We start from the raw sequence: 24,706 nt of genomic DNA, 5'->3' as shown, positions 1-24,706 counted from the left end.
TCGGAATTGTCTCATGCCCCTTCAGCAATTTGCATCCGACCCCGCACCGATCGCCGATCCTGCCGCCCTGCTTCATCATTGCGAAACGCATTCGGCGGGCGTCGCGGCGATCAAGCCGAAGGTCCTCTTCCTCAAGATCGAAGCCGAAAATGCCGGCCCGGTACCGATGAAGATCAACGTGCCGTCCAGCGGGTTCGGCAGCGTGACCTTGTTGGAGGCGGCCGCGCTGATCTCGATCGTCAAGCTGGTCCAGCCGCGGAAGATTTTCGAATTCGGCACCTTCCTCGGCTATTCGACCGCGCTGCTGATCGACAATGCGGCCGAAGACTGTGCAGTATATTCGCTCGACCTGGGGGAAGCCCATGCGTCCGAAACCACGCTGGAGTCCTATGCCGATGCGGATCTGCGTCGCGACGGCAACATCAACGACGACTATCTGCGCGCCGTCCAGAGCGCCGCGCCGCCGCGCTACCTCGGCGGATTGTCCGATGCCATCAACGCCCGCTTAACCCTGCTCCAGCAGGATAGCCGGACGTTCGATCCGGCGGCGCACGGGCTGGTCGGCACTGTTGACCTGGTCTTCGTCGATGGCGGCCACGATCTGGAAACCGTGGCGATCGACACGGCCAACGCCCGGAAAATGATCGGCGACAGCGGCGTCATCCTCTGGCACGATTTCCGTTCGACCATCCACGGCGACGTGACTACCTTCGTCGAGGCGCTGGCGAAGGACGAGCTCGTGATTCACGTACAGCATACCATGATGGCGATGCTGCTCGTCGGTGACATCCGTACGCAGTTCCTCGGCATCGGGGTTGGCGGCCCCCTTCAGGATGCGGACTGATGACTGGGATCGACAGCGAGGCGCGCGGCCTCGGGCCGCTGGATCGAGATGCCTATCGCCGCCTGTCGACCAAGCGGGATTTACTCGCCGCGCTATTGATCACTATTCGCGTGGCGTTCCACATTTCCTTGCTGGCGTGCGGGACGCTGCTCTTCGCGCGAGGCCATGTATGGGCGTCGCTACTTATTCTGATTCCGCATTTCCTCACCTGGTCCTTCCTGGGCTGGGCAGGCATCGGCCATGAGCTTTTTCACCGTTCGGTTTTCACCGCGCGGCAACCCAATGTGCTTCTGTTCCGGTTATTCTCCGTCCTGACGTGGAGCAACTACGGCTATTTCGAGGTGACGCATCCGCAACACCATCGGACTCCGCTGGGCGCAAACGACCTCGAGGCTTCGCCGCACGAGCGGCTCACCTATATGGGTACGCTGGCGTTGCTCACGGTGGATGTCGCCGCGATCTGGCGGCGTGCGCGCGTGCTGTCGCTGAATGCCGCGGGCAAGATTCCCACGGGGCGTTTTGCTACGCTGTTCGCGCCGGGATCGCGCGAGGCGCTTCAACTACGGAACGGAGCACGCGCCGTGTTCTTAGGTCAGGCGATGATCCTGGCGACCAGCCTCACGCTTGGCGGGCCCTATCTCGCTGCCGCGATCTGCCTGGCGCCGTTCTGCCTCACCTTCCCGAACCGGACGCTCGCGGCCCTGCAGCACTTCAATTTGTCGGCTGACGGCATCCGTGGCCGTTATGAAAACTCGACCCGAACGGTAGTCCTGGATCCGGTCACCAGCTTTTTTTACGCCAACATGAACTATCACCTGGAACACCACCAATTCCCTGCGATTCCGCATTACCATCTTCGCGCGGTGCACGCGGCGTTCAGGTGCGAAGGCGCGCACCGGCACATCGAATGCGGCTATTGGCGGGGCCTGGCGTTGCTGGCGCGCGAGGGCTTCTTCACCGCCGGGCGTGCACCGAAGTTGCCGTTTTTGCTTGGCCGATAGCCCATTCGTACCGCGTCGCCAGCGTCGTTCGGCTTCGATTTCTCGCGACGGTCTGCCCTTATCTCCATCGTCGTTTTTCGGGGAACGACCGGCAATCTATAAAGAACAGATACCATCCATCCGAAAGCGGCGCGATGCGGACTCAAATACATGCGGCAGTACAACGGGACGCAGCCGGCGGGCGCGCAAAGCTCTCCGTCGTCACCGCCGACGAACTTCCGGTCCTGCGTCCCCGCATGCCTCGGGCGGAGGCGCTGATGCCGTATCTTCAGCGGATCGACGATCGCCGGAGCTATTCGAATTTCGGCCCACTCGTCACGGAGCTCGAGGCCAGGCTGGCCCAGCGGATGGGCGTTGATCCGGGCTGTGTCGTCACGGTGGCCAATGGCACCGTGGGCCTTACTCTTGCCCTGCAGGCGGTCGTCGAAAGCAGCGCGGGCTATTGCCTCATCCCATCCTGGACATTCGTCGCGACCGCCCATGCCGTCAGCGGCGCCGGCCTCACGCCGTTTCTGGTCGACGTGGACGAAGGCTCCTGGGCGCTGACGCCGGACATCGCCCGCGACGCCCTGTCCCGTATCGACGGCCCCGTCGCCGCGGTGATGCCCGTCGCCCCCTTTGGCGCGCCGCTGGACGTCGACGCATGGGACCGGTTCACCGAGCAGACCGGCATCCCGGTCGTTATCGACGCTGCCGCCGGCCACGATGCCGTGCGTCCCGGCAGTTCGCCCGCGGTCGTCAGTCTCCACGCGACGAAGATTCTCGGCGCGGGCGAAGGCGGCTATGTCGTCTGTCGGCGGCCAGCGGCAATCACCGAGATCAGGCAACGCAGCAATTTCGGCTTCTACGGCTCGCGCGACGCGCGGATGGTCGGGACCAACGCGAAGATGAGCGAGTATCACGCCGCCGTGGGCCTGGCGGCGATGGATGCATATTCCAACGACGTCTCGGGATATCGCGCGGTCGCGGAGGCCTATCGTCAACGCCTGTCGCGGCGGCAGCAGATCGGCTTTCAGGCCGGCTTCGGAAGCGCGTGGTGCGGCAGCGTCTGCGTTGCCCGCTTTTTCGGCGCCGACCAAGCGCGGCTCATGGCGCGGCTCGAGGCGGTGGGCATCAGCAGCCGGGCCTGGTGGGGCGCCGGCGTTCATCTCCAGACCGCATTCGCCGGCTTGCCGCATCTGCCGCTCCCGGTAACGGAGATGCTTGCCCGGGAGACCTTGGGCCTCCCCTATTTCGTCGACATGACCGACACGGATGTCGAACGCGTTTGCCGCATCATCGAACACGCGTTCTGACCATTCTCAACGCATCCTGCAGGCGCTGGAGACGCTGAGGCGTTCAGCTCCAGCGCGGGTGGGACATCTCCACGCCTGGATCCCGGGCGTGCGCGGTGAGCGGCGCTCGAAGCGTCGTGCGACGTACCGCGCATCGTCAGCGCGCACGATTGCTCGGCCGCGCGGAGACACGTCTCTTGGGGAAAAGCGTTTAGCCGTCGAAACTAACAAGGATCGAAGCCCCACACACGGCGTTCCCCTTCCTTAACGAAAGGGGCGCTTCTTGTTCATCATGCACATCGCACTCGGCGGTTGTCTCAAAGCCCCGCCGGTCGCCTACGGGCTGACTGCCGATACCGGGGGGCATATCGCGTATATTCTCGAAGCGGCACGACATCAGGCCAGGCAACCCGGCGTCGATCAGGTGTCGATCGTGACGCGCGCCTTCCGCGACGCGCGGATCGAGGATTGTTATGCGGTACCGCGCGAGGCGGTGGCGCCGCGACTGGTGATCGAGCGTATCGCAACCGGCTGCACGGCCTATCTGGAAAAGGAAGCGCTTGCGGCAGACCTGCCCGCCTTCATCGAGGCATTCTGCAACCATCTGGATCGGCTGCCCCGGCGGCCCGACGTCCTGCATGCGCATTTTGCCGACGCCGCCGCCGTGGCGATCGCGGTCGAGCGCCGCTTCGGCATCCCTTTCGTCTACACGCCGCACGCCCTCGGCATCGACAAGCGCAGACAGGGCATCCTGTGCGAAGGTCTCGAAGCCCGCATCGCGGCAGAGCGCAGCGCCCTCGAAGCCGCCGGGGCAGTGATTGTGTCCACACAGGAAGAGAAGTTGCGGCAGATCGGCGGCTATGACGTTGCGATGGACGCGCGGGCCCATTGCATCGCACCCGGCGTTCCCGGCCACGCCGCAGAGGCAGGCCGCGAAACGCTGGTCGAGCGGTTGGGTACATGGCTGACCGATCCCTCACGCCCGATCATCCTCGCGGTGGCACGTCCCGTCGCCAAGAAAAACCTCGCGGCGCTGGTGCGCGCCTATGCCGAGTCGCCGACGCTTCAAGCCCGCGCCAACCTGGTCGTGCTAGCTGGCCAGCACGCGCTCGCGGCAGAAGAGGAGCGCGCGGTTCTCGACGAGCTGCTCGCTTTGGCCGCGACCCCCGCGCTTGCCGGTCGCGTCGCGCTGCCCCCCCGCCATGACGGGGCCGATGTCGCGGCGCTCTACGCGCGCGCCGCGGACGGTGGTGTGTTCGTCAATCCGGCGCTGCACGAGCCTTTCGGCCTGACGTTGCTGGAAGCCGCCGACGCCGGCGTTCCGGTGGTCGCGACGCGAAACGGCGGTCCGGCCGAGATCATCGCCGACATCGGCCACGGGGTGCTGGTCGATCCCCGCGATACCAGCGCCATCGGCGCCGCCATCGCCGAAATTCTCGTCGACCCCGCGCGACATGCCATGCTCTCCGCCGCAGGACGCGTCGGGGTGGAGCGCTATCGTTGGGACGCCTATGCCGCCGCTTCGCTGCGCGTCTATCGCAACCTTGCCCGCCCGCGGCTCCTGGCGTGCGACATCGACAATACGCTGACGGGCTGCGTCGAGGGTGCGGCGGCGTTCGCGGCGTGGCACGCTGGCGGGACGCTTCCCTTCATTGTCGCCACGGGGCGCGGGTTCGACGCGGCGCGGCAAATCCTGGCCCGTTGGGAACTCCCGCTGCCGGATGCTATGATCGTCGATGTCGGGACAAGGTTGATGCTCGCGGGCACGGACGGCCAGTGGCGTGAGTGCCCCCATTTTGCGCGAAGCCTGGATGCGGGCTGGGATCGGCACGCGGTGGCACGAACGCTCGCGTCGCTCGGCATCCCGCCGCAGCCCGAGGACACCGCGGGTCCGCACAAGCTGAGTTTCTTCGGTGACTCCGTCGATGCGGACGCGATCCGCGGCGCGCTCGCCGCAGCCGGCCTCGACGCACGAGTAATCTTCTCGCATGGCCATCTCATCGATGTCGTCGCGCCCCTCGGCGGCAAGGCGAGCGCGATCGCCGCCTATGCGGCGCGATCGGGCTGGTCGCTGGCGCAGGTCGTGGCCGCCGGCGACAGCGGCAACGATCTCGACATGCTTACCGCCTGCGGCCATGCGATCGTCGTCGGCAATGCTGCCGACGAACTGGCGGATCTACCCGCACGCGCCGGTCTGCACCGCGTTGCCGCCGCCCACGCAAACGGGGTGCTGGAGGGATTGGCGCAGCTGGGGCTGGCGATGCCCGCAGCGTCGATCGCGGTGGCGGCCTGATGCGTCCCTTCGGCTATTTCGTCCATCACCAGGGCCGTGGCCATGCCGAGCGCTGCGCGGCAATTGCCCATGCACTTCCGGTCGACCGACCGCTGACGCTGTTCTGCGCCCGCGACGACATTTTCCCGGCGCTGCCGCCAAACGTAGACATCCGCCGCATCCCGTCGCTGTTCGAGCCCAGCGGTGCCGAACAGGGATCGATGGACTGGGTGCCCACGCCGCAGACGCTGCATTGCGCCCCGCTGGGCTGGCCCGGCATCCGCACGGCGATGGCAACGATCAGCGGATGGTTCGATGCCGCCGATCCCGCGCTGATGATCTGCGATGTCTCGGCCGAGATCGCACAGCTGGCCCGTATCTGCTCGGTCCCGCACGTGAAGGTGCTGCAGCACGGCAACCGCACCGATCCGGGGCACCAATCTGCCTATGACGGTGCCGCGGGCCTGCTGGCGCCCTTCCACGCCGATCTCGCGCAACCGGAGTGGGACGCGGGGATGCGCAGCCGCACCTGCTTCGCGGGCGGCCTCGGCGTGGATACCCGCGTGCCCGAGCGCGAAGTCGCGCGCCAGCGGATCGGTGTCGCGCCCGAAGAGGAGATGATCCTCGTTCTTTCCGGCGGCGGCGGCGGCGGGTTCGCCCAGGCGCCGCTCGGCGTGGGCGCGCGTGCCCGCCCCTCGGCACGCTGGATCACGATCGGCGCGGTTCAGCGCGAATGGCATGCCACCGAACCTGCCAATATCGAACATCGCGGGTGGGTCGACAATGCCGCCGACCATATTGCGGCCGCCGACCTGGTCATCGCCTCGACCGGCAATACCACCTGCCAGCAGATCCTCGCTGCGGCGCGCCCTTGGCTGGCGGTGCCCGAATGGCGCTATTTCGACGAGCAGCACCGCAAGGCGGACGCGCTGGCCGCGGCCGGCGTCGCCACCGTTCGCCCGCACCTGCCCTCCTCCGCACAGGACTGGACCGCCGCGATCGCCGAGACCCTGGCCGCGCACGCGCCCATCCGGCAGCGCGCGATGATCGAGGACACGCCCGCCGACAAGGCTGCCCTGTGGTTGGAAGTCCTCGCCGATCGGCTTTGGGCGCCAGCCTGCCCTGCTCTTCCCGCCTCCAGCATGGAAACACGAACGCTATGACGCAGATTTCCGTCGTCACCCTCGCCAAGGGCCGCGCCGAACACCTTGTGAACGTCGTGCGCGGGCTGTCGCGCCAGACCTTGCCGCCTGCCGAGCTCATCGTCGCGGTGATGCAGGACGCGTTGTATGATCTCCCCGATGCGCCCTTCCCGATCCGCCAGATGCGGATCGTAGCGCAAACGCTGCCGCTCGCCGCCGCGCGCAATGCGGCAGCGCAAGCGGCGCAGGGAGACACGCTGGTGTTCCTCGACATCGACTGCATCCCCGCCCCCGAACTGCTGGCCGACTATGCGCGCTTCGCCGAAGCGTTCGACGGGTTGTTGATGGGCGAGGTAATGTATCTGCCGGGCGGGGCCACCGCTGGCGACTGGTCGTACGAGGCGTTCGCGTCGGTTGCCCAGCGGCATTCGGACCGCCGCGGGCCGCCCCCCCAGGGACTCGAGGTCTGCGCCGACTATCGCTGCTTCTGGTCGCTCAACTTTGCAATGCGCCGCGCGACCTTCCTCGCCACCGGTGGCTTCGACGAGCGCTATGTCGGCTATGGCGGCGAAGATACCGATTTCGGCAAGACGCTGAATCAGGCCGGCATCCCGATCGCGTGGATCAAGGGCGGCCTCGCCTATCACCAATATCACCCGCACCACATGCCGCCGGTGCATCATATCGACAGCGTCGTGCGCAATGCCGAGCTGTTCGAGCGCAAATGGGGCTATCGCACGATGGGGCATTGGCTGCACGCATTCCGGCTGATGGGGCTCGTCGACGACACCGCCGGCCGTCCGATCCGCATCCTGCGACGCCCTGCCGAGGCGGACCTCGCGCTCACCGGGCAGCAGAGCCACCAGCCCTATGCCAATACCGCCCAGGTGATCCGTTTTCTGGAGGCGAACGCCACGCAGGCTCCCGGTACCGTCGCCGCATGAGGATTGCGATTCTCGCCCATGTCCGCCAGCGCATCGCCGAGCCCTTCGCCGGCGGCATGGAGTCGCATTGCTGGTACCTTGCCTCCGGCCTCCGGGCGCGCGGCCACGAGGTCGTGCTGTTTGCCTCGGGCGACAGCGACCCGCGCTTCACGATCGATCCGGTGCTCGCCGAACATTATGAACGCACCTTCCCATGGGCCGAACATCGCGGCTCCGCGCCGCTGATCGCGCATCTCGATGCAGGTTATGCGGCGGCGTGTGATCGCATCGCGGCCGGCGGGTTTGACGTGGTGCACAACAACAGCCTGCATCGCTTCCCGCTGGAGGCGCGGCGCACCACCGCCACGCCGACGGTTACCTCGCTGCACGTGCCGCCCTATGACGCGCTGCACTGGTTCGTGGCGGCGAGCCCCGCCCCGCAGCACCGGCTGACCGTCACGTCGGCGCGGCAGCTCGCGGCATGGTGGCCACAGGGCGCGCCACCCGAGGCATCGGTACTCCACAACGGCATCGATCCTGGGCGGTGGCCTTTCGTGGCGCGCGGCGACGGCAGCGCCATCTGGTGCGGCCGGATCACGCCCAACAAGGGGACGCATCTGGCGGCGCAGGCAGCAATCCGCGCTGGCGTCCCGCTGACGCTGTTCGGTGCGATCGAGGATCCGGACTATTGGGCAGCGGAGGTCGCCCCGCTGATCGGTGAACACGTGCGCTATGGCGGCCATCTGGAGGGCGCCGCACTGGCCGCAGAACTCGGCCGCGCCTCCGTCTTCGTCTTTACCCCCTGCTGGGACGAACCCTTCGGACTGGTCGCGGTGGAGGCGATGTCGTGCGGGCTGCCGGTCGCGGCGTTCGAGATGGGTGCCGCGCGCGAGGTCGTGGGCGACGCCGGGGCGTTTGCGGCGTGCGGCGACGTCGAAGGGCTCGCGATCGCGATCGATACGGCGTTGACCATCCCGCGGACGACGGCGCGCGACCGCGTACTCCGGCTTTTCACGCACGAGCGTTGGCTCGCGCGCTGCGAAGGCCTCTATGCCGAGGTGCAGGGCAGCGCGGTGCTGCACGCGGCATGACCGACGTCGTCACGGCACAGCGGGTGGTGCTGGAACACCGCTATCGCGCCCATGTCGGTCCCGGCGACGCTTATGCGCTGGTCGACTTCCCCGATCACGCCAATGTCGGCGACAGCGCGATCTGGCTGGGCGAATGCGAGCTATTGCGCGCGATCACTGGCCGCGGCCCCGACTATATCTCAACCTGGCACGACTTCGATCCGGCGGCGTTTCGGCAGGCCTGCCCAATCGGCACGTTGTTCCTGCACGGGGGCGGAAATCTCGGTGATCTCTGGCCGCATCACCAGCATTTCCGCGAGACGATGCTCGGTACGATATGCGATCGCCCCGTGGTGCAGTTGCCACAGTCGATCCATTTCCGCGACGATCATGCGCTGACGCGCTTCGCCGACATCGTCGCAGGACATCCAGACTTCACGCTCCATGTGCGCGACCGCGAGAGCCTCGCGGTGGCAGCAGCGCACTTCGCCTGCCCCGCCCAGTTGACACCGGATTCGGCCTTCGCCTTGGGCCCGCAGCCACGCGGGGTGGCCGACACCCACACACTTGCGCTGATGCGAACCGATCTTGAACGCAGCACGACGCTCGACGCATCGATTTCGGGAGCGACCGTCGTCGACTGGCTGGAGGACGATGCCGATTTGCCGGCGGGTACGGACATCGCGACGCGCGACGCACAGGCCCGCGCCCGCGTCGCGCGCGGCCTCCAGCTGCTGTCGCGCGGTACCAGCGTCGCAACCGATCGCCTGCACGGCCATATCCTCGCGACCCTGCTCGGCATCCCGCACCGCGTCTTCGACAACAGCTATGGCAAGCTGGGCGCCTATATCCGCGCCTGGACCGCAACGTCTCCCCTCGTGCAGATTGCGGACGAGAAAGCGGCAGCGGGCACATGAGCCAGTCCATCGCAATCAGCCTCCTGGTATGCACGCGGAACCGTGCCCAGGCGCTGCCTGGCCTGCTGACCTCGATCGAACGCGCGGCCGCATCCCGTCCGAACCCGTCGATCGAGGTGGTGATCGTCGATAATGGCTCGTCGGATGCGACCCCGTCCCTCCTCGCCGCCTGGTGTGCGGCGCAGCCCTTTCCGACCCGCATCCTCCGGGAGGAATTTCCCGGGCTCGCGCGCGCACGCAATCGTGGTCTCGCCGCGGTGCACGGCGCGATCATCGCGATGACCGACGACGATTGCGTTCTCCATGACGATTATTTCGATGCGCTATTCCAGGCTTTCACCGAAGCCAGCGCGCCGGTTATCATCGGCGGACGCATCCTGCTCGGCAACCCGGCCGATCTGCCCGTCACGATCAAGCTCGAGGATCACCCGATGGAGGCGGATCCCCTTGCCTTCCCGGGTGGCTTCGTGATGGGGGCAAATCTCGCGTTCACGCGCTGTGTGCTGAACAGGATCGGCAGCTTTGATGAGCGGTTCGGGGCCGGGGCACCGTTCGTCGCGGCGGAAGACACCGACTTCCTGTACCGCGCCTCGGGACAGGGCATCACGCTGCGCTATGATCCGCGGTTCGTGGTCGATCACCATCATGGCCGCCGCACCATCGCGGAGGAAACCCGCCTGCTGGCCGGCTACAGCTATGGCGATGGTGCGCTTTATGCCAAGCATTTAACCGACCGACGGACCCTTGCCGCGTTGGCCACCGACATCGCGGATCTGGCGCGGGACATACGAAGGCCGGTGACTGCGCATCGCGGTGTTCGGCACTTCTATTGCTTTCGGCTCAAGCACAAGCTCAGGGGAGCCCTGGCCTTCGCACGGCACCAGATCCAAGGCCGCTCGCAGCGGTCATGAAACCGGCAGACGCCGAGGGCGGCGATGGCAACGCGCCCGCCCCGGCATCGGTACCGAGGAATGCACATTGCGGCGGCAGCCGCTATTGCGATTGCAATTGGCGCGCCTCGGCAGGCGTGATGTAGCCCTCCGAGACGAGAAGGGATCGCAGCGCGGCCGGGAAGGCGGTCGCGTCGGGGCGGTAATGGGCTAGCATCAGCCGCCATGCGGTGGCGACCTGTCCCAGTCGAGCGGCGTCCGCCACGAAGGCGGCACAATGGCCGTTGCGCTCCCCGGTCGTTGAAAGGCAGATGCGGCGATGCGCAGGCAGATCGCGCGCGAACAGCGGCCGCAATGCGGGGTCGCCGGAAATATCCTCGCTCCGGCCATCGCGGACGGTCAGTACGAGCGGTACGCCGCGGGTGCAGGCGTTGCATTCTCCGGTAAAGTGGAACCCGAACGTCTCCAGCAGGAACGCGGGTCGACCGTCTCGCAGCAGATGCCGGGAGACCATCCGCACCTCGCCAACCAGCTCTGTGCCGCCATGATATGTCAGCGGCACCGCGCGAAAGCCGCCAGCCACCGGTTCGATCACGGTCACGGCGGTGAAGCCGCCGGATCCGCCCCATTGATTATCGACCACGATCCCCGCCCGTCCGCCGCCGGGACCGAGGCGCAGGACGGCAACGCGCACGAACGAAGCCTGTGCGTTGCTGGTCATGCGGAAGGTAGGCAAGCCTGGCTGCGTGACGGAGATGACCGCCTGGTTGCTCACGCCTTCGGAAGTGCATCCCTCATTCTGTCCCGGCACCTGGCATGGCGTCGCCGCAACTTCGACCGTCACTCCGCCCGCGACGAAGGACACGGGCACTGCAGGGCGAATGCCCCAGGTCTGGAACGCGTCCAGCGGAACGGCGACCGGCCCCGCAGGCGCGGCGCCGGCCAGTAGAAGCGGCAGGAGGTAAGCGAGACCGCGCATGACCGATTCTCCCGGGGCGAAACAGCGCCGAAATAAACCGTTTTCCCGGCGAACAGGCAATGATGGCGTCTCACGCACACAGCTGACCATCCGAAGTTCGGGGGAGCCGCACCGCCAGCTCCCTCTCGGCCCGCGTCGTGCGCCGATCGCCCGGGGCGTCGGTCGGCACCAGCCAGACTTGGAGTAATCGATTCGTTGATTGTCAGCAGTTTGGGGGTCCGCTCTACCTCGCGCATCGAGTTGGCAGACGAGGATCCCCCCATGCTGGTTGATCGCAACGACGCGACGTGGAGCAGTACGTCCTCCGCACGCCATTCCCCTCCCCCCCAAACGGCGCAGGCGCTGCTTGCCGAGCATCGTGGACCCCATGGCTATGATACACGGGGCCTCGCCGATGCGGTGCGTGCGCTCGGCCTGTCGGCGAGCGCGCGTGCAGCCCTCGCTCAAGGGATCGAGACGGCGCTGAATCCGGTCGAGCGAGGGCAGTTCGCCGCGCGCCTGGATGCCAATATCCAGACGGTGAACGGCCAGGCCTATGCCATCGGCGATCCCACCGCGCCGGCTATCGGCGACTGGGGACGCCAGCCAAAAGGCTCGCCGTACCGCGAGAGCTGGGACGCGACCGCTGCCTCGCTCGGCACCATCGATCCGGCCGCGATCAAGGCCGAAATCGAGCGGCAACTCTATGGTGCGACCTCGGCGGCCCCCGCTGCCGGACCGGACCCGGTGCAACTCGGTCTCGATCTCGGGCAGATGGCGCTCGATCTGACCGGCATCGTCGATCCTACCCCGATCTCCGATGGCGCCAATGCCGTCGTGTCGGTCGGCCGCTCAATTGGGTCGCTGTTTGCCGGCGATTGGTCGGGCGCAGGCGGCCACATCGCGAATGCGGGAATCTCCGCCATAGCGATCGTGCCAGGCTTGGGTGATCTGGCGAAGGCGGGCAAGATCGGCAAATGGGCCCAGACGGTCGCAGATGGCGTTGCCGCAATCGCCCATAATCCGGCCCTGCGCGGGAGCATCGAACCGGCGCTGCGCACCATTCACGACGCCGTGGGCAAACTCCCTCAGGGTGCCCTCGACGCGCTGCCTTCGACCGCACGCGAATCCGTCGAGCGCATGAAAGGGCAGCTCGACGAATTCTTCGCCCCGGCCGCGCGATCGGCCGAGCCGCCCGCGACGACCTATCGGGGGACGGTTGGCGGCACGCCGATCGACCTGCCCAATGTCGATGCGCTGTCCGTCACCTACGTCAAGCGCGATCGCGCCGAATATACCGCGCTGCGGAGCGCGTTCGACAATGGTGCGCGCGCAGATTTCGCACGCGGACTGGTCGCCACGCCGGATGGCATCGCAGCTGTGCGCCGCGCCGGACTGGACGATGGCGCCATCGCGCGGCTGGCCGACGGCAAGATTCCGCAGGGCTGGCAAGTCCATCACAAGCTTCCGCTCGACGATGGCGGCACCAATGCGGTCGAGAATCTCGTTCTCATTCAAAACAGTCCCTATCATACCGCACTCACCAACGCGCAGCGCCAACTGGTCGGCGACCTTCCGGTGGGCGGAAGCCGGCAGGTCGACTTCCCGGTGCCGCGCGGTACAATCTATCCCTCTGGCGAGTGAGGATCCACGAGATGCAGGCGGTGATCGATCAGGTGTCGGCGGATCAGGTCCGATATGGGGAGGCGCAACAGGGTGCGGCGACGCCCGAGCAGGTCGAGCAGGTTCGCGCCGAAGTGACAGCACGTTTCGGCGCGGCACTGCCGCCCGATTTCGCGCGCTTTCTCGCGCTCAGCAACGGCCTCGATTACAACGGGGTAGTGTTGTATGGCGCGACGCAGAGCGAGACGGCGCCGGGCGCCAATGGTTTCTGGCAGGGTCTGGTCGCCGCCAACGCCGCGTGGCGGAAAGGCCCCGGGCACGAGCAGTATCTGGTCCTGGGCGAAACCGACATGGACCTGTTCACCGTCGGCTTGGACGGGACAGACCCGGTGTTGCGCGACAAGGTTTCGAGCGACGTCAACGCGCGTTTCGCCAGCGTCGGTGCCGCGATCGACGCAATCCTGGAACAGCGACTTTAAGCTGCAGGCATATCGGGGGCGGCATGCGCATGCCGCCCCCGATCGTTTACTTCGCCAGCGACTTGGCCATGTTCAGGTGCGCGGTTACGGTCGGGATCAGCTGGGTCGCGAAATCGCGCAGCGGCTGGTTCACTGCCGGATTGGACGCATTGGCCTTGAGCGCGTCGAGCGTCTGCTGATGCGCCTCCACCTGCGCCGAAGCATACGTGGTGTCGAAGGCCGCGCCGTTCAGCGCCTTGAGCGCGTCCAGCTTTTGCTGCTGCGCCGCGGTCAGCGTGGCGTCCGGCGTGATCGCCGGGCTTGCAGCGGCAGCCGCCGTCTTCAGCTTGGTCGTCGATTCGGTGTGCGCCTTGATCATGGCGTCGGCAAATTTCTTGATTGCGGCGCCGCCTGCCTGCTGCTGCGCAAGACGAGAGCTTGCGACCTCGAACGCGTCGCTGGCCGCAGCGGCGTCAGCAAAGGATTTGCCCGCCGAGGCTCGCGTAGCGACGCTGCCGTCGGGCGCTGCCACGCTCGTATCGGCATTGCCGGTGGTGCCCACCGTATCTGACGTATGGGTTTCCGTCTTCGATCCACAGCCGGCCAGTGCGACTGCCGCGATGCCCAGCATCGTCCAGCGAACAGCGTGCATTCTTCTCTCCCATATCCAGCCCGAGGGTGCAGGCAGGGAAGGGAACGCGGCCAAGAACGTGCCGTTCCGCAGAACTCCCGGACGGCCAGCGCGTTGTGCGCGTGGGTGCATAGGCGCCGTTAGGAGACAAGCATGAGCATTTTCAGCAGTATTCGGGATCGGATCTTCGGCCACAAACAAAATGAGGCCCCCGCACCGTCCAACCAGGCGGCACCGAGTACGCCTGCTGCCCAGGCCCCCGCCGCCACTGCCCCGGTACCCGCTCCAGCGCCGGAATCAAGCACACCTGTCGACGTTGGTGCCGTGCTTTCCGAGATGGCCTCGATGAAAAACGGGGGCGGCAACTATCAGCAGTCGATCGTGGATCTGCTCAAGCTTCTGGATCTGGACTCGAGCCTGACCGCGCGCAAGGAACTGGCGCAGGAACTGAACGTCCACGCCGGCGAGGACGGCAGCGCGGAACAGAACATCGCGCTGCACAAGGCGGTGATGGCCAAGCTGGCAGAAAATGGCGGCATCGTGCCGGACAGTCTCCGGAACGCCTGAACGGTGCGCGCGGAGGCGCGTGTGCCTCCGCGCTTCCTGTCGCTTTCTTATTCGTTAGTTGGCGGGCTTGATGCCCCCTGCCTAGCGGCTCAAGCGTGCCAGCGGCAGAAATCGCTTCCAAGCGCGTGATCGAGAATCCCTCGATACTGCGCGAAACAATCCTCCCCCGCTGCGACGACACCGAAAATCGGGTTTTCGATCTGGTCGAGCGGGACGAGCGCGATCGGACTGGCGACTGGCAACAACTGCGAGCCCGGCCCGGCCTGCAACGTCGAGAGCAGGCCGAACATCCGCCGCTCGCGCGTCCCGCGACCCAGCATGACCAGGCGGTACTGCCCCTCCTCGCTGGTCACCAGATATGTGTGGCCGGAGAGGTTGGGCATCGAGACATAGCCCGCCTGGGTGAAGCTTTGGTCGGTCCGCTCGCTTTCCGTGAAGCTGAGGTGCGCGCCTGCGCCGTTCCAGAAAATCTCGGTACAATAGGCATAGATCTCCCCTGGCCGGCTGAACGCCGGACGCAAGGTGAGATAGGCGCCTTCGATCCAGCGCACCGCCGGGCGGCTGTAGGATCCCATATGTGTCGGGGCGAGCAGCGCGTCCGGTGCCGCCGGAGCCGCGGTGGCGGAGCGCAGCGTTGTCGCAAGCACGTCCTCGATGCGCACCACGGTCGCCAGCGAGAACGGTCGGCTGCCGGAGAGCGCCTTCTCCAATGTGGAGAGGCTGATCCGGGCCATGTCGGCAAGGGCTTGGCGCGAGATGCGCCGCCGCGCCAGTTCCTCCCGAAGCCGCCCCGCTATCTGATCATTCTCGCCGCGGCCCAGCGGCTCTTCGTCACGCATCGCTGCCCTCCTGCCGGACAACCCCACACAAATCCGCACATTCCGTCAAGAGCGCGGCGGGAAGTCCGACAAAGCCGTCAAGGTCAGCCAGCGTGCGGCCGATAGTGGCAGACCTTTCGCGTGTCGGTCCGCCATGGCAGGTGGCTACCAGCGAGGCTCCAGACAGAAGGGAGCCTAGCATGTCATATTCGAACCCGCGGATTTCCGCAGACGCGCGGTACCACCAGGCCCTTGGCGCCATTGGCCTGGTCGGCATGGTGTTGGGCAGCCTGATGGCAGCACAGGCGCACGCTGCCGAGGACCCCGCCGCCGGCGGTGCGCTGCTTCTCCAGACACGGGGCGGCGCCGACGGCACCCCCGCGGCCCTGCCGGCCGTGCGGCTCGGCACCGATATCGACGTGGTCGTGAACGGCCCGGTCATGCGGGTGCGGATGACTCAGGCATTCCGCAACACCAGCAAAGGCTGGATGGAGGCGACCTATCTCTATCCCCTGCCCGACGACGGCGCGGTGGACACACTGAAGATGGTCGTCGGGCAGCGCGTCATTGTCGGCCACATCAAGCGACGCGCCGAAGCCCGCGACCTGTATGAGCGTGCCAAGGCGCAGGGTCAGCGCAGCGGCCTGGTCGAAGCGGATCGTCCGAACCTCTTTCGAACCAACGTCGCCAATGTCGGCCCCGGCGAGACGGTGCTGGTCTCGATCGAATATCAGGCGCCGGTTCGGCAGCTCGGCGGCGAATATGCGATGCGCCTGCCGCTGGTGGTCGGCCCACGCTATGTGCCGCCGCGCAGTCTGACGAGCAGCGCGGGGATCGCCGATGCGGCGCGCGTCACCGCGCCGCTGGCTGCACCGGGCGTCCCGCTGAATCCGGTGTCGATCACCATCCACTTGGCCCCCGGGTTCGTTCCGGCGAATATCATCAGCCCCTATCACCGGATCAACGTGGTGGATGCGGGGCCAGCAGAGCGAACGATCACGCTGGCGAGGGGTGACGAACCGGCGGACCGCGACTTCGAACTGCGCTGGCGCTCGGCCAGTGCCGATCCCGTGCTCAGCCTGTTCCACCAGGAACGCGCGGGCCAGCACTATGTGATGGCGACGATCACGCCGCAGACCCGGGTGGAACCCGGCAAGACGGCCCCACGCGAGATGATCTTCGTGATCGACAATAGCGGTTCGATGAGCGGCAGCTCGATGGACGCGGCCAAGCAGAGCTTGCTTCACGCGCTCGGCACGCTGCGCCCCGAAGACACGTTCAACGTGATCCGCTTCGACAACACGATGACCCAGTTGTTCGACCAGCCCACCCACGCCAGTGCAGAACAGGTCGAGCTTGCGCGCACGTTCACCGCCGCGCTGCAGGCTGCCGGCGGCACCGAGATGCTGCCCGCGCTCAAGGCCGCGCTGGCCGACGCGCAGCCAACGGGCAAGGGCGTGCGCCAGATCGTGTTCCTGACCGACGGTGACCTTTCGGACGAAAAGGACATGATGGCGGAAATCGCGGCGCATGGCGGCCGCAGCCGGGTGTTCATGGTCGGGATCGGCTCCGCGCCCAACAATTACCTGATGCGCCGCATGGCCGAGGCGGGGCGCGGCACCTATACCAATATCGGCGAAGGCGGCGAAGTCCTGACAAAGATGACAGCGCTGCTGGACCGGCTCAAGATGCCCGCGATGCACGACATCGCGGTGCGCGTGGAAGGATCGGCACTCGATCTCACGCCGCATGATTTGCCGGACCTTTATGCCGGCGAGCCGCTGGTCCTGCTGGGCAGGGGCAGCGCGCGCACGGGCGTGCTCGTGGTCAGCGGGATGATCGGCGATATGCGCTGGAGTCAGCGCGTCGACCTCCGCCATGCCACCGATAGCCCGGCGGTCGCTCGGCTTTGGGCGGGCCGCAGCATTGCCGATGTGGAGGCGCAGCGCTGGTCGGGGCAGATCGAGGGCGCCGCCGCCGACGAGAAGATCGCGCAATTCGGCCTCGCCTATGATCTGGTGACCACGCAGACCAGCCTCGTCGCCGTCGATGAAACCCCGGCGCGACCGGAGGGTGCGCGGCTCAGCAGCGAAGACCTGCCGCTGCTGCTGCCCAAGGGCTGGGATTTCGATGCGCTGCTCGGCCACGACGCGCCGGCCGCGCTTCCGTCGGCAGGACTTCCCGAGCCGGAACAGCAGATGGACTTGCCGCAAACCGCAACGGGCTATCTTGGCGCGGTCTGGCGGGGGCTGGTGATGCTGGCCCTGGGTGTTTCCGCACTCGTCGCCGGCCGCCGCGGTGGTCGCGTGGGGGCGGGCAAGTGAGGCGGCTTGCGATGCGCGCCACCGCTCTCGTCCTGTGCCTTGGCGGCGCACTCAGCCTGGCCGAGGGCGTCGCGGTGCCGATCAGTGCCGCCGCCGCGCAACACCGGTTGCAAAGGGTGTTCGAGCAGCGACGGGATGCAGCTTCGCTCGCCCGGCCCCGCGTCGCCTCCAATGCTCCTTCCGTTGCGCCGGGGCGGTCTCCACGAACGGCTGCGCGAACCGGGGTCGGGGGCGTGGCGACCTTGCCCATCGGGGGCCCCATCGCGCGCATTTCCGTCGATCGGCTCGGCGTGCGGGACATCGTTCTCGCCGGCAACGGCACGCACGAGCAGCTTGCCGAGGGGCCGACGATGATCAAGCAGGGGGACGATGCCAGTCCGGTCACCATATTGGCAGCGCATCGCGACACACACTTCCTGTTCATCCGCGATTTGCGCGAGGGGGATGACGTCCGCCTGGAATTCGTCAACGGCGTCGTCGAGCGCTATCGGATCACGGGGTTTGAAACGGTGCGGTGGGACCGGTTCTCCTATCCGCTCCACCCCGCCCATCCCCGTCTCGCGCTGACGACATGCTATCCGTTCGGCAGCACCGAATATGGTGGCCCCTTGCGTCGCGTAGCCTGGGCCGAGCGGCGCTAGGCCATATTCTCCCGTGCCGCGGGAGTTCACGCAAAAACAAGGTTTTGGTTCTACATTGAAGCGCAAGCTAAGCAATTTGCATGCGTCTTGAACGATGCAGACCGGCCGGCTTGCGCCGCGTTTTCCAGGCTTGTGCAGATTCATGTCGTACCGTTCAGGTTTTCTTCGTTTCAGCCCGGTTCCGCGGTTTACCGTCTTCGTGGCGGCTCCTGCGATCTGTCTTGCGGCGGCGCTCGTCCTGTTCGCCACGTGGAGCCTGTGGGCAACGGCGCGTCAGGTCGATGAGTCGATCCGCGCGCGCCAGGCGAACGACGTCCACCTCGCCCTGGGCGCCGTGCTCGACGACCTTGCGCAGAGCCAGGCGGGCGTGGCGATCTGGGACCCGGCCTATGCGGAAGTACGCAAGCCAAAGCCCGATGCCACTTGGCTGGACCAGAATGTGGGCACCTGGCTCAACTATGTCTTCAACCACGACTTGGACATCATCATCGATGGCGCCGATGGGCCGGTTTACGCCATGCGGAACGGCCAGCGTGTCTCGCCCGCCATTTTCGTCAGCGTTCGGCCTGCGATCCTGCCGCTGATCCAGGCAGCGCGAGGCTCGGTGCGGCGGATGCCGAACACGCATGAGCGGCTGCCGGGCCGGACACCGGCGCAAGGCAGCACGGTGCGAACGTCCCCCGCCGCCATCCATGCGACCGATCTCGTGCAGGTGTCGGGGCACGCGGCGGCTGCCAGTGTGATGCGCATGATTCCCGACTCCGAATTCGCCGTCGGACCGCACGGGCGCCAGCCGATGCTCGTCAGCATCCGCTTCCTCAATGGCAAGATGATGGAAGACCTCAGCCGCATCCGCGGCATCCGCGACCCGCGCATATTGCTCGCCCCGGCGCAGCGAATGCCGGGATGTACAGCATCCCCCTTCATTCGTCGCAAGGCGCGCTGCTTGGTTATCTCAGCTGGCGACCAGACATGCCGGGGCGCGACATCCTCCGGTCCGTGGCACGCCGCGGCGGAGGGGCGGCGGCGGCGCTGATCGCGCTGCTGGCAGTGCTCGTCTTCGTCGTCGGACGATTGATGTTCCGCGATGCCCGCTCCATCCAGGCATTGGAGGCCGCGCGGGTCGAACTGCAGGCGAAGGAGGCACGCGCGCAGTATCTGGCCAACCATGACGTGCTCACCTCGTTGCCAAACCGGGCCGCGTTCAACCGCTTCGTCGACGGGGCTGCCGCCAACCTGACGCAGGGGGCTGTGGCCGTCTTGCTGATCGACCTGGACAAGTTCAAGGACGTCAACGACACGCTGGGGCATCTTGCCGGTGACCAGCTCATCCAAAGTGTCGCAACGCGCGTTTCGGCGCATCTGCCCCAGGGTGCGCTGCTGGCTCGGCTCGGCGGGGACGAGTTCGCCATCTGCCTTACCGAGGGGCTGGATGAGGAAACGCTCTGCACTCTCGCCGAAGCCTGTCTCGCGTCGTTGCGCAAGCCCTTTCCGATCCTGGGATCTGAAGTGCTGATCGGCGGCAGCATCGGTATCGCGGTGGGCGCCCCCCGTAGCACCGATCGGACCGAGCTGCTGCGCAAGGCAGACATCGCGATGTATTGCGTCAAATCGAGCGGTCGTGACGGCTATCGCTTCTTTACCGTGGAAATGGACGAAAGCCTCGCCAATCGGCGGGAATTGGAAGAGGATCTGCGAAAGGCGCTTGCATCGGGGCAGGAGCTGTTCGTCGCCTATCAGCCGAAAATGGATGCAAGCGGCGAGACGGTGGTAGGCCTGGAAGCGCTCGTCCGCTGGGACCACCCGGTAAAGGGGCTGCTGACGCCTGATCTCTTCATCCCGATCGCCGAGGAAGCAGGCCTGATCCACGCATTGGGAACCTGGGTGCTGAAGGAAGCGTGCCGCGTCTCGAAGAAATGGCAGGGTCTCATGATGGCGGTGAACGTGTCCCCCGTCCAGTTCAAGGCGGAGGGTTTTGCTTCACTCGTCCGATCCGTCGTGCAGCGGTGCGGCGTGGATCCGCGGCATATCGAACTCGAGGTTACCGAGGGCATCCTTCTCGATGATGGCCAAGACGTACGCTCCGCCCTGCACGACCTTCGCGCCGCGGGTTTTCGGATTGCCTTGGACGATTTCGGCACCGGCTATTCGAGTCTCAGCTACCTCAAGCAGTTCAAGGTGGACCGAATCAAGATCGACAAGAGTTTCATCAAGCGGGTTGGTCGCGACCAGGAGGCGATCGCGATCGTGCAGGCGGTCATCGCACTGGGCCATGCTATGAACCTGTCGGTCACTGCCGAAGGCGTGGAGACGAGCGAGCAGGGTTCGCTGCTACGGACCGTTGGGTGCAACGAGCTGCAAGGCTATCTCTTTTCCAAGGCGCTACGCGAAAGCGAGCTATCGGCCACACTCGCAACCGTGGGCGGCGACAGGGCCATCAACCGGCAGGCTAGCTGACATCGGCCCTTCGACTGCTCTAGGCGAAAGGCGGCGCAAGCGGCCTCCCGGCTCAGCATAAGTCTGGCCGACGCGGCGTCGAGAGCAGGTCTCGACGCCGCGCCTCGTTCATAGATTGAGGTTGAGCGACAGCAGCAACTTCCGTCCGCTGCGATACACGCCGCGTGGCAATGCGGGAGTGTTCGCATAAGCATAGTATTCGGCGTCGGTGAGGTTCATCGCCGATGCGGTGACGCTGACGTTCGAGATCAGCTTGTACGTCAGCGAAGCATCGACATTGGCCACGCCGCGCACATACATGTTGTCGCCACGATCGACTCCCGTGAAATATTTCGACCGCCAGGTGTACGTGCCGCGCAGGCTCACCGGCCCCCGCTCCCAAAATGGGCTCAGGCTTACCTGGTGGCGCGAGTTGAATGGCAGATCGGCCCCGGCGCGGCCGGACCCATCCGAATAGGTATAGTTTGCCAGCAACCCGAAGCCGTACGGAAGCTCCTGCTGATAGGCAATGGCGATTCCCTTCACCTCCGCCGACCCGGCGTTGAACGGTCGGCTGATCTGGTAGGTCGTCACCCGCCCCTGCGACTGGTTGAAATACCGCTCCGGTGCCGTCTGGTTCAGGATGTAATTGCTGATATCCTTGTAAAATACTTCCGCCGACAAGATCGAGCGCGGCGCGAAATACCATTCCAGCGACGCGTTGACGTTGTTGGACTTGTAGGGCTTCAGGTTCGGATTGCCCCCGCCGCCGGTAAGAATGCCGTCCGACAGCCAGAAATAGTTGGTGAGGTCGGCATAGTTCGGTCGCGCCACGACTTGCGCCGCCGCAAAGCGGAAGACGAGATCCTTGCGGACATCCGCGATGACGTTCACGCTGGGCAGCACATTGTCATAGCTGCTCTTCGTCGTCTCCCAACGCCAGTCCGGTGCAGAATTGCACGGCGTGCCCGAGGCACAGACATAGCCTTGGCTGGCGGTGCGGGTGTGGACATAGCGAACGCCGAAATTGCCGCGCAGCCCTGCCACCTCGAAATTCGCTTGCCCGTAAAGGGCATGGATGTCCTCATCGACCTCCCAATTGCCGGCGGTGAATTCGGCCGCGGCGAAGATCGAGGGCGCCGGCAGGGTTCGCCCTTCGAGGAACGAAACCATCGACGGCCCGCTGATCACGAACCGACGAGCCATCTGATCGTTGACCTGGAAGCCTGCCAGGTAATTGCCGGGCGCCACGCTTGGGCCGAATTGCGATGCGGGGACCGAGAGCCCAGAGAGCGCGATACCCGCATATCGCTGCGCGGTTTCGTGGCGCCGATATTTGTAGCCGAACAGCAGCTTCTTGATGGGCCCGCCGAAGTCGATATCGCCGTCGATCTGGCCATAGCGCTCCTTGTCCGTCGTCGGCTTGGCGACGGTGTTGCCGCTCCAGCCCGGATCGGTGACGAAGCTGCCCGGCGCCCCCTGCACGTTGCTGGTGTAGCTGAGGCTTCCCGGAGCCTTGGGCGCTCCCGAGATATCGACGGTGTAGCTGGCGCTGTTCAGAAACTCGAGGAACACCTGCCGCTTCGTTCCGCCATCGGCATCCGACATGCCGCCCTGCAGCGCCAAGGTGAGCGCGCCGCTGTGCCATTTGGCGCTGGCCCGGTACGTATCGGAATGCATCTCGGCTTCGCGATACTGCACATCTAGCACGCTCAGCGCGTTGGTGAAGCTTGCCTTGGTGACGATCCCGTTTCGGACGGTCAGATCGGTGAGCTTGTCGAGGCTGTTCCAGGTATTGCCTTGGAAGGCGTACATCGACTGGTTCAGATTGTCATAGGTCGCGTCGATCTTGAGCCAGTCGACTTGCAGCTCGAACGCTTCTGAGGGGCGCCACTGCGCCGTGGCCGAATAGGAAAGCCGCTCACGACCTTGCTCGAAATAAGAGGTGCCGAACGCGTTCGGGCTTACCGCGTCGAGATTGCCCGTCAGCGTGCTGGCACAGCTACCCGTGCAGCCCACCCTGCGCGAATCCACCGGATTATCGGCATTGCCGCCGGCCCACTGGCTGGCCCGGATGGTGCCATAGCTTTCCACGCCGTCGCGACGCAGCCGGTCCTTGGCGCGCTGAAACGACGCGAGGATACCGAAGGTTTGCGCATCATTTCTCCAGCTGATGAACGCCGAACCTTGAAAATCTCCTTTCTTGGAGCGGTCATTGTACAAATAGCCGAGCGACCCGGCCACCGAGAGCGATCTCAACGCGAGGGGCGTACGGGTCAGCACGTTCACCGTACCGCCGATCGAACCCTCGTCGATCCGCGCTTCGGGCGACTTGTAGACGTCGACGCGGTCGACCAGTTGCGGCGCGAGCAGCGCATAATTGAAGGTGCGGCCGGGCGTATCGAGGATGAACCAGTCGGCCGACGCTACCGTCTGACCATTGAGCAGCGTCCGGTTCAGCGACGGATCGGTGCCGAGGATCGAGACCTTTTCGCCCTGGCCGAATTGCCGGTCGACGGTAACCCCCGGTACGAGGGTAAGCGCTTCGGCGACGTTGGTGTTGGGAAACTTGCCCACATCCTCCGCGGATACGGAATCGACGATCGCGTCCGCCTCACGCTTGGCCCGGATCGCGGCGGCAAGCGATGCACGGTATCCGGTGACGACGATCTCGGTATCGCCCGTGCCGCTGTCGACCCCCTGCGCCTGCGCCATGACCGCCGTCGGCAACGCGGCGAACAGACTGGCTCCCGCCATAAGCAATGCTTTCAAAGCAGCATCCTCCCTTAAATACGTCGTTCTGGTTTTTTGCCGTTCCGGAAAACCTTCTGATCCCGTGAACAGGCCAATGCGTATAGGTAACATACCAATTAGTCAAATTGGTATCGTAGCCGCACCCATGCCCCTGCGCTGGCAAATGCTGTCCATTGATGACATTTATAGAAGAAAGCGAATTTTATCTTCGAAATCAGGTTATGAAGGAGGATTTAGTAAGCTTGCGCGTAGCGACTTCACCAGGGTGCCGTATCCGGAGGTGGGAACGATTGGACAGCAATTGGACATGTCCTTCGGAGTTCGTGCCGATACCGCGCATCCCCCCGCAGTCACAATGCGCTACGTGTCGGCCTATCAGGAAGGGGCCGGAGCGATAGGGAGACCGTCGCTTGATATGGCATCACGCTAACGCGGCCGCGCCCCCGAGAGATCAACGAACATCCATTTCCGGGGTGGAACAGCCTGCTCGCCTACAAAAACCGCATGATTTTATCGTCGCCCTGTGCCGCCCCGATGGCAGCCGCGCCCGACTGAGCGCTGGCGGCCGGAGCCCGGCTGGCGCGAGATAGTATAGCTGGCAGCGCGTGGGGCAACCGGACCCGCCGCCGCGATCACCGCGGGGCAGCCGCCGCACCTGACCAGCCGCAAATTTTGGCTTGGTTAGGCTTCTCAGGCCGCAACCCCGTTTCGACCGCGCAGCGGCTCTCGGATCGGGGTTGAGTGGCGCGCGTCCCACGCGCGGCGTTAGACTCTGCTGGCCCGCTGGGTCATCTTCGTTTCCATCCTGCCCGACGGTTGCCCCTCTCCCCTGTCGACGTCGACAACATCCGCCCCGGCGGCAATGACGCCTTACGCATACCGCCGGGCTTGTCACGGCAACCGCCCGCCTTGATGCCTGCGGTTTGCCGCTCCACGCGCTGAGTCGTGATGGCCATGGCGGCAGGGAGGCGTTCGGAACTTAGGGCTCGACGATCGGGTTCGCGCGCACCCGGCGCGGCCCGCATGTCATGGATCGCGTGCGCCAGCGGGTGGTGCGCGTACAAACGCAAGCAAGCCCCAGCGCGGGTGCGTTGGGGCTTGCTTGGGGGATTGGTTGCGGGGGCAGGATTTGAACCTGCGGCCTTCAGGTTATGAGCCTGACG

20 protein-coding genes are annotated in these 24,706 nt (G+C 65.7%); 16 read left to right on the top strand and 4 right to left on the bottom strand.

The features are described from left to right. Positions 1–13 precede the first annotated feature (13 nt). The 9 genes from RT655_RS18600 (at position 14) to RT655_RS18560 (ending at position 10,354) form a co-directional block, all read left to right on the top strand. Complete coding sequence (locus RT655_RS18600; protein ID WP_313539865.1) at positions 14–844, top strand: class I SAM-dependent methyltransferase; 831 nt, start codon at positions 14–16, stop codon at positions 842–844. After that, positions 844–1,845, top strand: a complete 1,002-nt coding sequence (locus RT655_RS18595; RefSeq protein WP_313539862.1) for a fatty acid desaturase — start codon at positions 844–846, stop codon at positions 1,843–1,845. The genes RT655_RS18600 and RT655_RS18595 overlap by 1 nt, the downstream gene beginning before the upstream one ends. Before the next feature lie 257 nt (positions 1,846–2,102). Further along, positions 2,103–3,140: a DegT/DnrJ/EryC1/StrS family aminotransferase gene (locus tag RT655_RS18590; protein ID WP_313539859.1), complete on the top strand. Its 1,038-nt coding sequence runs from the start codon at positions 2,103–2,105 to the stop codon at positions 3,138–3,140. 271 nt (positions 3,141–3,411) lie between these two features. Then, positions 3,412–5,412, top strand: coding sequence for an HAD family hydrolase (locus tag RT655_RS18585; protein WP_313540066.1), 2,001 nt, complete (start codon positions 3,412–3,414; stop codon positions 5,410–5,412). Then, positions 5,412–6,554 carry a glycosyltransferase gene (locus tag RT655_RS18580; protein WP_313539856.1) on the top strand — a complete coding sequence of 381 codons (1,143 nt, stop codon included), beginning with the start codon at positions 5,412–5,414 and terminating at the stop codon, positions 6,552–6,554. The genes RT655_RS18585 and RT655_RS18580 overlap by 1 nt, the downstream gene beginning before the upstream one ends. Continuing rightward, complete coding sequence (locus RT655_RS18575; RefSeq protein WP_313539854.1) at positions 6,551–7,477, top strand: galactosyltransferase-related protein; 927 nt, start codon at positions 6,551–6,553, stop codon at positions 7,475–7,477. Before RT655_RS18580 ends, RT655_RS18575 begins: the two co-directional genes overlap by 4 nt. After that, the gene (locus RT655_RS18570) at positions 7,474–8,547 is read left to right on the top strand and encodes a glycosyltransferase (protein WP_313539851.1); all 1,074 of its coding nucleotides are present in this window, start codon (positions 7,474–7,476) and stop codon (positions 8,545–8,547) included. Before RT655_RS18575 ends, RT655_RS18570 begins: the two co-directional genes overlap by 4 nt. Then, positions 8,544–9,443: a polysaccharide pyruvyl transferase family protein gene (locus RT655_RS18565; RefSeq protein WP_313539848.1), complete on the top strand. Its 900-nt coding sequence runs from the start codon at positions 8,544–8,546 to the stop codon at positions 9,441–9,443. The genes RT655_RS18570 and RT655_RS18565 overlap by 4 nt, the downstream gene beginning before the upstream one ends. Next, positions 9,440–10,354: a glycosyltransferase gene (locus tag RT655_RS18560; RefSeq protein ID WP_313539845.1), complete on the top strand. Its 915-nt coding sequence runs from the start codon at positions 9,440–9,442 to the stop codon at positions 10,352–10,354. The genes RT655_RS18565 and RT655_RS18560 overlap by 4 nt, the downstream gene beginning before the upstream one ends. Positions 10,355–10,436: 82 nt before the next feature. Here the strand turns inward: RT655_RS18560 and RT655_RS18555 are convergent, their stop codons facing one another. Next, the gene (locus RT655_RS18555) at positions 10,437–11,312 is read right to left on the bottom strand and encodes a hypothetical protein (RefSeq protein WP_313539842.1); all 876 of its coding nucleotides are present in this window, start codon (positions 11,310–11,312) and stop codon (positions 10,437–10,439) included. A gap of 261 nt (positions 11,313–11,573) precedes the next feature. On the opposite strand from RT655_RS18555, the gene RT655_RS18550 reads away from it, so the two are divergent. Together RT655_RS18550 and RT655_RS18545 are read left to right on the top strand one after the other, a co-directional pair. Next, the gene (locus tag RT655_RS18550) at positions 11,574–12,935 is read left to right on the top strand and encodes a hypothetical protein (RefSeq protein ID WP_313539839.1); all 1,362 of its coding nucleotides are present in this window, start codon (positions 11,574–11,576) and stop codon (positions 12,933–12,935) included. After that, positions 12,932–13,393 (top strand): YrhA family protein, encoded by a 462-nt coding sequence (locus tag RT655_RS18545; RefSeq protein ID WP_313539837.1) that lies wholly within the window; start codon positions 12,932–12,934, stop codon positions 13,391–13,393. Before RT655_RS18550 ends, RT655_RS18545 begins: the two co-directional genes overlap by 4 nt. Positions 13,394–13,439: 46 nt before the next feature. Here the strand turns inward: RT655_RS18545 and RT655_RS18540 are convergent, their stop codons facing one another. Then, on the bottom strand, positions 13,440–14,024 hold the full coding sequence (locus tag RT655_RS18540) for a DUF4142 domain-containing protein (RefSeq protein WP_313539834.1): 585 nt from the start codon (positions 14,022–14,024) through the stop codon (positions 13,440–13,442). Positions 14,025–14,156: 132 nt separating this feature from the next. Between RT655_RS18540 and RT655_RS18535 the strand changes: the two genes are divergently transcribed. Continuing rightward, the gene (locus tag RT655_RS18535; RefSeq protein WP_313539831.1) at positions 14,157–14,570 is read left to right on the top strand and encodes a DUF3597 domain-containing protein; all 414 of its coding nucleotides are present in this window, start codon (positions 14,157–14,159) and stop codon (positions 14,568–14,570) included. 89 nt (positions 14,571–14,659) lie between these two features. Here RT655_RS18535 and RT655_RS18530 read toward each other — a convergent pair whose 3' ends face one another. Continuing rightward, the gene (locus RT655_RS18530) at positions 14,660–15,409 is read right to left on the bottom strand and encodes a helix-turn-helix transcriptional regulator (RefSeq protein WP_313539828.1); all 750 of its coding nucleotides are present in this window, start codon (positions 15,407–15,409) and stop codon (positions 14,660–14,662) included. Positions 15,410–15,588: 179 nt separating this feature from the next. Here RT655_RS18530 and RT655_RS18525 point away from each other — a divergent pair, with 179 nt between their 5' ends. The 4 genes from RT655_RS18525 (at position 15,589) to RT655_RS18510 (ending at position 20,810) form a co-directional block, all read left to right on the top strand. Further along, positions 15,589–17,712, top strand: coding sequence for a marine proteobacterial sortase target protein (locus RT655_RS18525; protein WP_313539825.1), 2,124 nt, complete (start codon positions 15,589–15,591; stop codon positions 17,710–17,712). An 11-nt stretch (positions 17,713–17,723) separates the two neighbouring features. Next, entirely contained in the window at positions 17,724–18,353 is a 630-nt protein-coding gene (locus RT655_RS18520; protein WP_313539822.1) for a class D sortase, read from the top strand. A 142-nt stretch (positions 18,354–18,495) separates the two neighbouring features. Beyond that, a complete protein-coding gene (locus RT655_RS18515; protein ID WP_313539819.1) occupies positions 18,496–19,389 on the top strand; it encodes a CHASE4 domain-containing protein in 894 nt (297 codons plus the stop codon). Next, positions 19,353–20,810 (top strand): EAL domain-containing protein, encoded by a 1,458-nt coding sequence (locus RT655_RS18510; RefSeq protein WP_313539816.1) that lies wholly within the window; start codon positions 19,353–19,355, stop codon positions 20,808–20,810. Before RT655_RS18515 ends, RT655_RS18510 begins: the two co-directional genes overlap by 37 nt. A gap of 108 nt (positions 20,811–20,918) precedes the next feature. On the opposite strand, the gene RT655_RS18505 is transcribed toward RT655_RS18510, so the two are convergent. Further along, positions 20,919–23,561 (bottom strand): TonB-dependent receptor, encoded by a 2,643-nt coding sequence (locus tag RT655_RS18505; RefSeq protein WP_313539813.1) that lies wholly within the window; start codon positions 23,559–23,561, stop codon positions 20,919–20,921. Between the last annotated feature and the right edge of the window lie 1,145 nt (positions 23,562–24,706).

This window comes from Sphingomonas sp., from assembly GCF_032114135.1.
Lineage (GTDB): Bacteria > Pseudomonadota > Alphaproteobacteria > Sphingomonadales > Sphingomonadaceae > Sphingomonas.
The sequence above is the reverse complement of the archived record's forward strand: the minus strand, read 5'-3'. Positions and strand labels throughout refer to the sequence as shown.

Coding starts and splice junctions, on each gene's coding strand:
- RT655_RS18600 (WP_313539865.1), top strand. CDS start 14: ATGCCCCTTCAGCAATTTGCATCCGACCCCGCACCGATCGCCGATCCT.
- RT655_RS18595 (WP_313539862.1), top strand. CDS start 844: ATGACTGGGATCGACAGCGAGGCGCGCGGCCTCGGGCCGCTGGATCGA.
- RT655_RS18590 (WP_313539859.1), top strand. CDS start 2,103: ATGCCGTATCTTCAGCGGATCGACGATCGCCGGAGCTATTCGAATTTC.
- RT655_RS18585 (WP_313540066.1), top strand. CDS start 3,412: ATGCACATCGCACTCGGCGGTTGTCTCAAAGCCCCGCCGGTCGCCTAC.
- RT655_RS18580 (WP_313539856.1), top strand. CDS start 5,412: ATGCGTCCCTTCGGCTATTTCGTCCATCACCAGGGCCGTGGCCATGCC.
- RT655_RS18575 (WP_313539854.1), top strand. CDS start 6,551: ATGACGCAGATTTCCGTCGTCACCCTCGCCAAGGGCCGCGCCGAACAC.
- RT655_RS18570 (WP_313539851.1), top strand. CDS start 7,474: ATGAGGATTGCGATTCTCGCCCATGTCCGCCAGCGCATCGCCGAGCCC.
- RT655_RS18565 (WP_313539848.1), top strand. CDS start 8,544: ATGACCGACGTCGTCACGGCACAGCGGGTGGTGCTGGAACACCGCTAT.
- RT655_RS18560 (WP_313539845.1), top strand. CDS start 9,440: ATGAGCCAGTCCATCGCAATCAGCCTCCTGGTATGCACGCGGAACCGT.
- RT655_RS18555 (WP_313539842.1), bottom strand. CDS start 11,312: ATGCGCGGTCTCGCTTACCTCCTGCCGCTTCTACTGGCCGGCGCCGCG.
- RT655_RS18550 (WP_313539839.1), top strand. CDS start 11,574: ATGCTGGTTGATCGCAACGACGCGACGTGGAGCAGTACGTCCTCCGCA.
- RT655_RS18540 (WP_313539834.1), bottom strand. CDS start 14,024: ATGCACGCTGTTCGCTGGACGATGCTGGGCATCGCGGCAGTCGCACTG.
- RT655_RS18535 (WP_313539831.1), top strand. CDS start 14,157: ATGAGCATTTTCAGCAGTATTCGGGATCGGATCTTCGGCCACAAACAA.
- RT655_RS18530 (WP_313539828.1), bottom strand. CDS start 15,409: ATGCGTGACGAAGAGCCGCTGGGCCGCGGCGAGAATGATCAGATAGCG.
- RT655_RS18525 (WP_313539825.1), top strand. CDS start 15,589: ATGTCATATTCGAACCCGCGGATTTCCGCAGACGCGCGGTACCACCAG.
- RT655_RS18520 (WP_313539822.1), top strand. CDS start 17,724: ATGCGCGCCACCGCTCTCGTCCTGTGCCTTGGCGGCGCACTCAGCCTG.
- RT655_RS18515 (WP_313539819.1), top strand. CDS start 18,496: ATGTCGTACCGTTCAGGTTTTCTTCGTTTCAGCCCGGTTCCGCGGTTT.